The sequence below is a fragment of the Cryobacterium sp. 10I1 genome (assembly GCF_035019805.1).
GTDB classification, from domain to species: Bacteria; Actinomycetota; Actinomycetes; order Actinomycetales; family Microbacteriaceae; genus Cryobacterium; species Cryobacterium glucosi.
In genome coordinates this window covers 1-6,975 of sequence record NZ_JASJVF010000177.1, presented here as the reverse complement: position 1 = coordinate 6,975, position 6,975 = coordinate 1, and the positions used below count along the sequence as shown (strand labels likewise).

At 69.7% G+C, this 6,975-nt stretch carries 7 protein-coding genes; 4 read left to right on the top strand and 3 right to left on the bottom strand.

Annotated elements, in window-relative coordinates; translation table 11 throughout:
* The 4 genes from QN345_RS13740 to csrA all read left to right on the top strand — a co-directional run.
* The coding region (locus QN345_RS13740) for an EscU/YscU/HrcU family type III secretion system export apparatus switch protein (RefSeq protein WP_323508764.1) at window positions 1-295 on the top strand (295 nt) is incomplete at its 5' end.
* On the top strand, window positions 292-2,343 hold the full coding sequence (locus QN345_RS13735; protein ID WP_322189652.1) for a flagellar biosynthesis protein FlhA: 2,052 nt from the start codon (window positions 292-294) through the stop codon (window positions 2,341-2,343). The genes QN345_RS13740 and QN345_RS13735, both read left to right, overlap by 4 nt.
* Window positions 2,318-3,481: a hypothetical protein gene (locus QN345_RS13730; RefSeq protein WP_322189653.1), complete on the top strand. Its 1,164-nt coding sequence runs from the start codon at window positions 2,318-2,320 to the stop codon at window positions 3,479-3,481. The genes QN345_RS13735 and QN345_RS13730 overlap by 26 nt, the downstream gene beginning before the upstream one ends.
* Window positions 3,478-3,846 (top strand): carbon storage regulator CsrA, encoded by a 369-nt coding sequence (csrA, locus tag QN345_RS13725; protein WP_323508763.1) that lies wholly within the window; start codon window positions 3,478-3,480, stop codon window positions 3,844-3,846. The genes QN345_RS13730 and csrA overlap by 4 nt, the downstream gene beginning before the upstream one ends.
* Before the next feature lie 103 nt (window positions 3,847-3,949).
* Here csrA and QN345_RS13720 read toward each other — a convergent pair whose 3' ends face one another.
* The 3 genes from QN345_RS13720 to QN345_RS13710 form a co-directional block, all read right to left on the bottom strand.
* Entirely contained in the window at window positions 3,950-5,032 is a 1,083-nt protein-coding gene (locus tag QN345_RS13720; protein ID WP_322189831.1) for a glycosidase, read from the bottom strand.
* 86 nt (window positions 5,033-5,118) lie between these two features.
* Entirely contained in the window at window positions 5,119-5,952 is an 834-nt protein-coding gene (locus QN345_RS13715) for a carbohydrate ABC transporter permease (protein WP_134449008.1), read from the bottom strand.
* A 71-nt stretch (window positions 5,953-6,023) separates the two neighbouring features.
* Window positions 6,024-6,893: a sugar ABC transporter permease gene (locus tag QN345_RS13710; protein ID WP_323505376.1), complete on the bottom strand. Its 870-nt coding sequence runs from the start codon at window positions 6,891-6,893 to the stop codon at window positions 6,024-6,026.
* Window positions 6,894-6,975: the final 82 nt, after the last annotated feature.

Below are 6,975 nucleotides of genomic sequence, written 5' to 3'. Positions count from 1 at the left end.
GCGCGACATCCCGCTCGCCCGGGCACTCCACAGCGCCTGCAAGCTCGGCGACGAGATCCCGGTCGAGCTCTACAACGCCGTCGCCCGGGTGCTCGCGTTCGTGCTCGCGCTCAAGACCCGCGGCTCGGCGCGCGGCTCAGGGTACACGACCGGCTACGGCGAGGACGCCGGCGTGCACACCCTCACCCCGGCCGCCCACGCTGCGACGCCCGTGTTCTCCGGGGCGTCCGCTCCCGGTTCATCCTCACGCTCCGCCTCCCACTCCGCCGCTCACTCCACCGGAGGTTCCCGATGAAGACCACCCTCGCCAGGCTCGCCGTCCCGATCGGCGTCGTCGGCATCATCCTGCTCCTCGTCGTCCCGGTCCCCGCCGTGCTCCTCGACATGCTCATCATCGTCAACATCCTGCTCGGCCTCGTGGTGCTGCTCACGACCATGTTCGTCAAGAAGCCGCTCGACTTCTCGGTCTTCCCGTCCCTCCTCCTCGTTGCGACGCTGTTCCGGCTCGGCCTCAACGTCGCATCCACCCGCCTGGTGCTCGGCGACGGCTACGCGGGCCAGGTGATCGCCTCGTTCGGACAGGTCGCCGTCGGCGGGTCGATCATCATCGGCGCCGTCATCTTCCTGATCCTCGTCGTGATCCAGTTCGTCGTCGTCACCAAGGGAGCCGAGCGGGTCGCAGAGGTCGGCGCCCGGTTCACCCTCGACGCCATGCCCGGCAAGCAGATGGCGATCGACGCCGACCTCAACGCCGGCCTGATCACCGACACCCAGGCCAGGGAACGCCGGGCGGAAGTCTCAGCGGAGGCCGACTTCTACGGCGCGATGGACGGCGCGTCGAAGTTCGTCAAGGGTGACGCGATCGCCGGGATCATCATCATCATCATCAACCTCGTCGGCGGCATCGGCATCGGGATGATCCAGCGCGGCATGTCGATCACCGACGCGATGAGCACGTACTCGCTCCTGACCATCGGCGACGGGCTCGTCACCCAGATCCCGGCCCTGCTGATGGCCGTGTCTACCGGCATGATCGTGACCAGGTCCAACGCCGAGTCCGACATCGGGGCGACCGCGTCCGCGCAGCTCACCCAGTCCCGCAACGCGCTCATGATCGCCGGCGGCGCGGCCCTGCTGATGGCGCTCATCCCCGGGATGCCGATCCTCCCGTTCGTCGTCGCCGGGGCGAGCCTGCTGCTCGTCTCCCAGCGGATCAAGGCGAGCGAAGCCCGCGAGCAGGCCAGGCAGGCGGCCGCCGTCGTGGCCGAACGGGCGCCGGTGCGCTCGGATACCCCTGAGGACCTGATCGAGTCGATGCGGGTGCACACCCTCGAGATCCTGCTCGCCTCCGACCTCGTCGACCTCGTCTCGGGAGCCCAGGACGACCTTCTCGCCCGGGTGCGCGCCCTGCGCCGCAAGATCGCGATCGACCTCGGCGTCGTCGTTCCGCCGGTCCGCACCCGCGACAGCGTCGAACTGCCCTCTGCGACCTACGTCATCCGCATCGCCGGCGTCGAGGCCGGCCGCGGGCTCGCGCCGTCCGGCAAGGTGCTCGCCCTCGGCGACAACCTCGAGGGCCTGCCGGGCACCGCGACCGTCGAGCCGGTCTTCGGCCTCGCCGGCAAGTGGGTGCCGAGCGAGATGCGCCACAGCGCGGAGATGGCCGGAGCGACCGTGATCGACCGGGTGTCCGTGCTCGTGACCCACCTCTCCTCGATCGTCACCGGGAACGCGGCGCGTCTCCTCACCCGGGAGGACGTGCGGGTGCTGACCGACGGCGTCAAGCAGGTCAACCCGGCCGCCGTCGACGACCTGATCCCCGGCATGCTGTCGCTCGCCGAGGTGCAGCGGGTGCTCCAGGGCCTCCTGATGGAGCAGATCCCGATCAACGACCTCTCCCGGATCTACGAGGCGCTCTCGCTCCGGGCGAAGGCATCGACAGACCCGGAGGGCCTGATCGAAGCCGCGAGGCAGGGCCTCGGCCCGGCTCTCGCCGCCCAGTATCTCGACGAAGGCCTGCTCCGCGTGATCATGATCGAGCCAGGCCTGGAGCAGTCCCTGCTCGAGGGCATGCGCGCCTCGGAGCAGGGCACCCAGATCATGCTCGAACCCGCAAGGATCGACGCGATCCTGGGCTCGCTCAAGGCCTCGCTCGCCACCGTGGAGGCGAGCGGGCTGACCGCCGTGCTCGTCTGCGCCCCTGCCCTCCGCCCGGCGATCCACCGGCTCGTCTCCGCGCAGACCGGCGGGCTCCCGGTGCTGTCCTACCTCGAGGTCACCTCCGCGAACGTCGCCATCGAGACCGTGGGGGTGGTCCGTGGAACCGAAACGATTTCAGCTTGACGGTCCGACGCTTCCGGAACTGAAAGCACGCATCCTCGCCGAACACGGTGCGGATGCCCGCATCGTCTCGGCCGAACGGGTCACGGTCGGCGGCATCCGCGGCTTCTTCGCCCGGCGCCACTACGAGGTCACGGTCGAGGTGCCCGAGCGGCGCCGCCGGGCCGCGCACGCCCAGCCGGTGCGGATGGTGCCGCTCGAGCGCGACGATCAGGGCGGCGGTGACGGTGACGGAATCGGTGACGCCCACCCCGGACGCGCCGCGCGGCTCGGGATCCTCGCCCTGCTCGAGGACGCCGACGGGGCCGACGATGCGGGAACCCTCGCGAGGCCGCGAACCTCGGTCCAGACCCCGCTGCTCTCGACCGGGTCCGCCGGCTTCGCCCAGCTGATGGACGAACTCACCTTCACGGTGGCCGAGCCCGTTCCTGAGCGGGTGTCCGGGGCGCTTCCCCTGCGCGAGCCGGAGCCGTCCGGTTCCGTGACCGGTGCCGTGACCGGCGCCGGCGCACCGCGTGACGCGGGGACACGCCAACGGCCGGCGACCCTTTCGGTCCTGGCCGGGCATCCGTTGCCAGGACGGGCGGGCATGGCCGCCGTGCCGCGACCCTTCACCCATCCCGGAGACCTCGTCGTGCTCGTCGGCGCGCCCGCGGAGACCCTGCGTGTCGCCGGGATGATGGCCGCCATGGACGGGGCCGCCGAGGTGCTCGTGGCCGGCTCCGTGGTGTCGGAGGGGGCCCGTCGCGTCGACGACCGGCGCTCTGCCCTCGCGGCGCGCGCCGGGGGAGTCGCCCGCGGGCGCACGTGTTTCCTCGCTTTCGGCATCGGAGAGACGCCGGGGGACCGCGAGTACCTCGGCGGTGACCTGCTCATGGTCGGCGCGGACCAGACCTGGGTCGTGGTGGATGCCGGCCGGAAGCCCTCTGACACGGCCGAGTGGGTCGGACTTGTCGCGGCGATCATTCCGATCGACGCGGTCGCCGTGGTCGGGTCGACGACGACATCCTCCCCGGAAACCGTCGACGACCTCGGGATTCCGGTCGGCTGGGTCGACGGCGCCCCGGCAGCATCCGCGACGCTCGGACCGCCAGCAGCCCGCCTCCCTGACGCGCCCGATGCCCGCGCTAGGCTGGCATGATGCTGGTTCTCACGCGCAAGCCGGGGGAGAAAATCCTCATCGGCGATGACATCGTCATCACCGTCCTCGATGTGCGCGGCGACAGCATCCGCATCGGTGTCGACGCCCCGCGCGGTGTCAAGATCCAGCGCGACGAGGTGCTCCGAGCGGTCATCGAGGCGAACCTGTCCGCGAGCCGGAGCGGGAGCCTCTCCGACGAGGACGCCGAGGCCGCGGAGGCACACCTCAAGGCGGCCCTCGGCCTGTTGCGCCCGCCGATCGCGGCACCTGCAGCCGGAAACCCTGCAGCCGGTAACCCCGCAGCCGGGGAGCCCGCGTCCGCCACGCACCCACCGGTCCCGCACCCGCCGATTCCGGCGGCGTAGGCGGCGCCATCCGCCCCGGAGTCACGGAAAAAGCACCTTCGTCGAGTCGACGAAGGTGCTCCTTCCGCAACTGGGCGGACGTGCCGAACGGGGGGTTCCGGAACTATCCGGCAGTCGGGTTCAGGGTGGTGCGGTCCAGGCGGGCGACGCCGATCTTCGAGTCGGCCATGCCGTAGAAGACGTAGGTCCGGCCCTCGATCTCCTCGATCGCGGTCGGGAAGACCACGTTCGGCACGATGCCGCTGAGCTCGTCGGGCGTCTCGGCCTTCAGGAGCGGTTCGGTCGTGCGATGCAGGATGATCGTCGGGTCGTCCGCGTCGAGGATCATGGCCCCCGCCGCGTAGTTCACCTTCTGCTGCTGCGAGAACGCGCCGTCGATCACGCCCGTGACGCCGTGGTGCAGGAGCAGCCAGCCCTCCGGCACCCGCAGCGGGGCGGGTCCGCCGCCGATCTTGAGTTCTTCGAACGCGAACTCCGGCCCGGCGAGGAATCGGTGGCCGCTCCAGAACGCGAGCTTCGTCACGTCGGCGAGCACATCCGCGACCGGCACGTAGCTGATCCAGATGCTCTGCCTGGTGTCGGTGACCCCGGCGGGCACCCGGATGCCTTCACCCGGCTTGACCTCGCCGAGGTCCCACATCGGCCGGTGCAGCACCGCGAAGGACTCCACGCCGTTCGGACCAGTGACGGGCTCCGGGAAGAAGACGGTGTCCTTGTTGTGGAACAGGTTCAGGTCCATGTCCAGTGCTTCGTCGAAGGCGAAGAGCACCGGGCCGAGCCTGCGCCAGCTGCGGAGGTCGGCGGAGACCGCGAGGGCCGTGCGCGGGCCGAGCGGGCCGTATGCGACATAGGTCATCACGTGCAGGCCGAGCCGCGGGACGAAGGTGACGCGCGGGTCTTCGACGCCGGCGTTGTGGGCGCCGCGTTCCCAGCCCTGGTCGGGCTCGAGGACGACGCCCTCGCGCTCGACGCCCGTCGGCACGCCGTCGGTGATGATCACGCGGGCGAGTCCGACCCTGGAGACGTTCCCGGTCGCGACGAGGCGGGGAAGCAGGTACAGGGTGCCGTCTGGCGTGTGCCCGGAGCCGGGGTTGAGCACGCCCTCCGCCTCGAGGGCGTTGCCCGGTTCCGGCGTCATGACGACGCCCATCCGGGTGAGGCGGTAGGGGAATGCCGCGCCGGGCATCCGTTTCGGGGCGGAGGCGTGCGGCACGTTCGCCGGGGAGGGGGCGGACGAAGGGACGGGGGATGCTGCAGTGGATTCGCGCATGACTAGCCTTTCACGCCTGAACCGATGTCGGTCGAGACGAAGTGTCGTTGGAAGAGGATGAAGAGGATGACGGCGGGTCCGGCCAGCACGCAGGCGCCGGCGAGGACCGCTCCGAAGGGGTTCGCCGCGGAGGCCGCGACGGTGCTGATGTAGTTGGCGAGGGCGACAGCGAGCGGCTGCATCGAGGCCTGCTTGGTGACCAGGAACGGCCAGAGGAATTCGTTCCACGGGCCGATGAAGGTCAGCAGCACGACGGTGAGCAGGGCGGGGCGCACCAGCGGGAGGGCGATCCGCCAGAGCAGCACGACCTCGCCGGCACCGTCGATCCTGGCCGCGTCGAAGAGCTCGCGGGGGACCTGCAGGAAGTACTGCCGGAAGATGATCACGGCCGTCGAGTTGATCGCGAACGGCAGGATCATGCCGAGGTAGTTGTCGGCAAGGCCGTAGTCCCTCGCGATCATCACGTAGAGCGGGATCATCAGCAGCTGGAACGGAACGACCTGCACGAGCAGAACGAGCGCGAAGGTGATTCCGCGGCCGCGCCACTGCAGCTGGGCGAGCGCGTAGCCGACGAGGACTCCGAAGACGAGGGTGCCGACGATCACACCGCCGGTGAAGATGCCGGAGTTGAGCAGGGTCTGCATCAGGTTGACGCGGCTGTTGATGTCCGCGTAGTTCTCGAGGGTGAGGTTGGCCGGGTTCGGGAATGCTCCCGCGATGGAGGTGTCCGGCGACTTCTGGAGTGAGCCGACGATCATGTAGTAGAACGGGAACAGGAACGCCACGGCTCCGATGGTGAGCACGACGCCGCGGAGGATGTTCTGTCCGCGGCTCATGCCGCTGGTCGTGCGCCTTCCCGGTGCGCGCGTGCTGATTGTGCCCGTACCCGTGTCTGGTGTGCGCTTGCTCATGATTCGTCACCTCCGGCGATCTTGCGCTGGATGAAGGCGATGATGAGCACGCCGATCACCAGGATGATTCCGATCGCGGACGCGGTGTCCGGGTTGCCCTGCTCGATACCCTTCTGGTACATCAGCAGCACGGGAGAGGTCGATGCCCCGTTCGGGCCGCCGCCGCCGGTGAGGAGGTACGGCTCGGTGAAGAGGTTCGCTCCCGTCACTGTGGAGAGCAGCAGCACGAGCACCGTCGCCGGGCGCACGCCGGGGATCGTGACGGAGAAGAACTTGCGGATCGCACCGGCGCCGTCTGTCGAGGCGGCCTCGTAGAGCTCCGTCGACACGCTCTGCAGCGCGGCGAGGTACAGCAGAATGTAGAAGCCGAGCTGCTTCCAGGTCACGAACAGGGCGATCGTGGGCATCGCCCAGGTCGGGCTGATCAGCCAGGACGGGTCGGGGGCGAGCGGGCCGAGGATCTGGTTGACGAGGCCGCCGCCGCTGAAGAGGAAGAGCCAGACGCCGACGACCGCGACGCTCGCGGTGACGTAGGGCACGTAGTACGCGACCCGCAGGAAGGTGCGGCCGCGCACGGCCTTGTTGAGTGCCGTCGCGAGCACGAGCGAGAGCACGACGGTCAGCGGCACGTTGATCAGCAGGAAGATGCCGACGTTCCCGAAGGAGCGGATCACGGCCGGGTCGGAGAGCACCTCCTGGAAGTTGTCGAGGCCCACGAACGGCCGGTCGACCTGGGCGCCGGGGGCGGCGAAGAAGTAGTCGTGGAAGGCCATGTACACCGCGAAGACGAGCGGGTACGCGAAGACGGCGATCACGAAGACGAGGTAGGGGGCGCTGAGCAGGAGCCCGATCGGGTTCCGGCCCAGCCACGGGCGGCGCCGATCACTTCCTCGCTGCTCTTGCCGGCCGGGATCTCCTGCGCGGTGACGGTTTCGTTCGGGTGGTCGG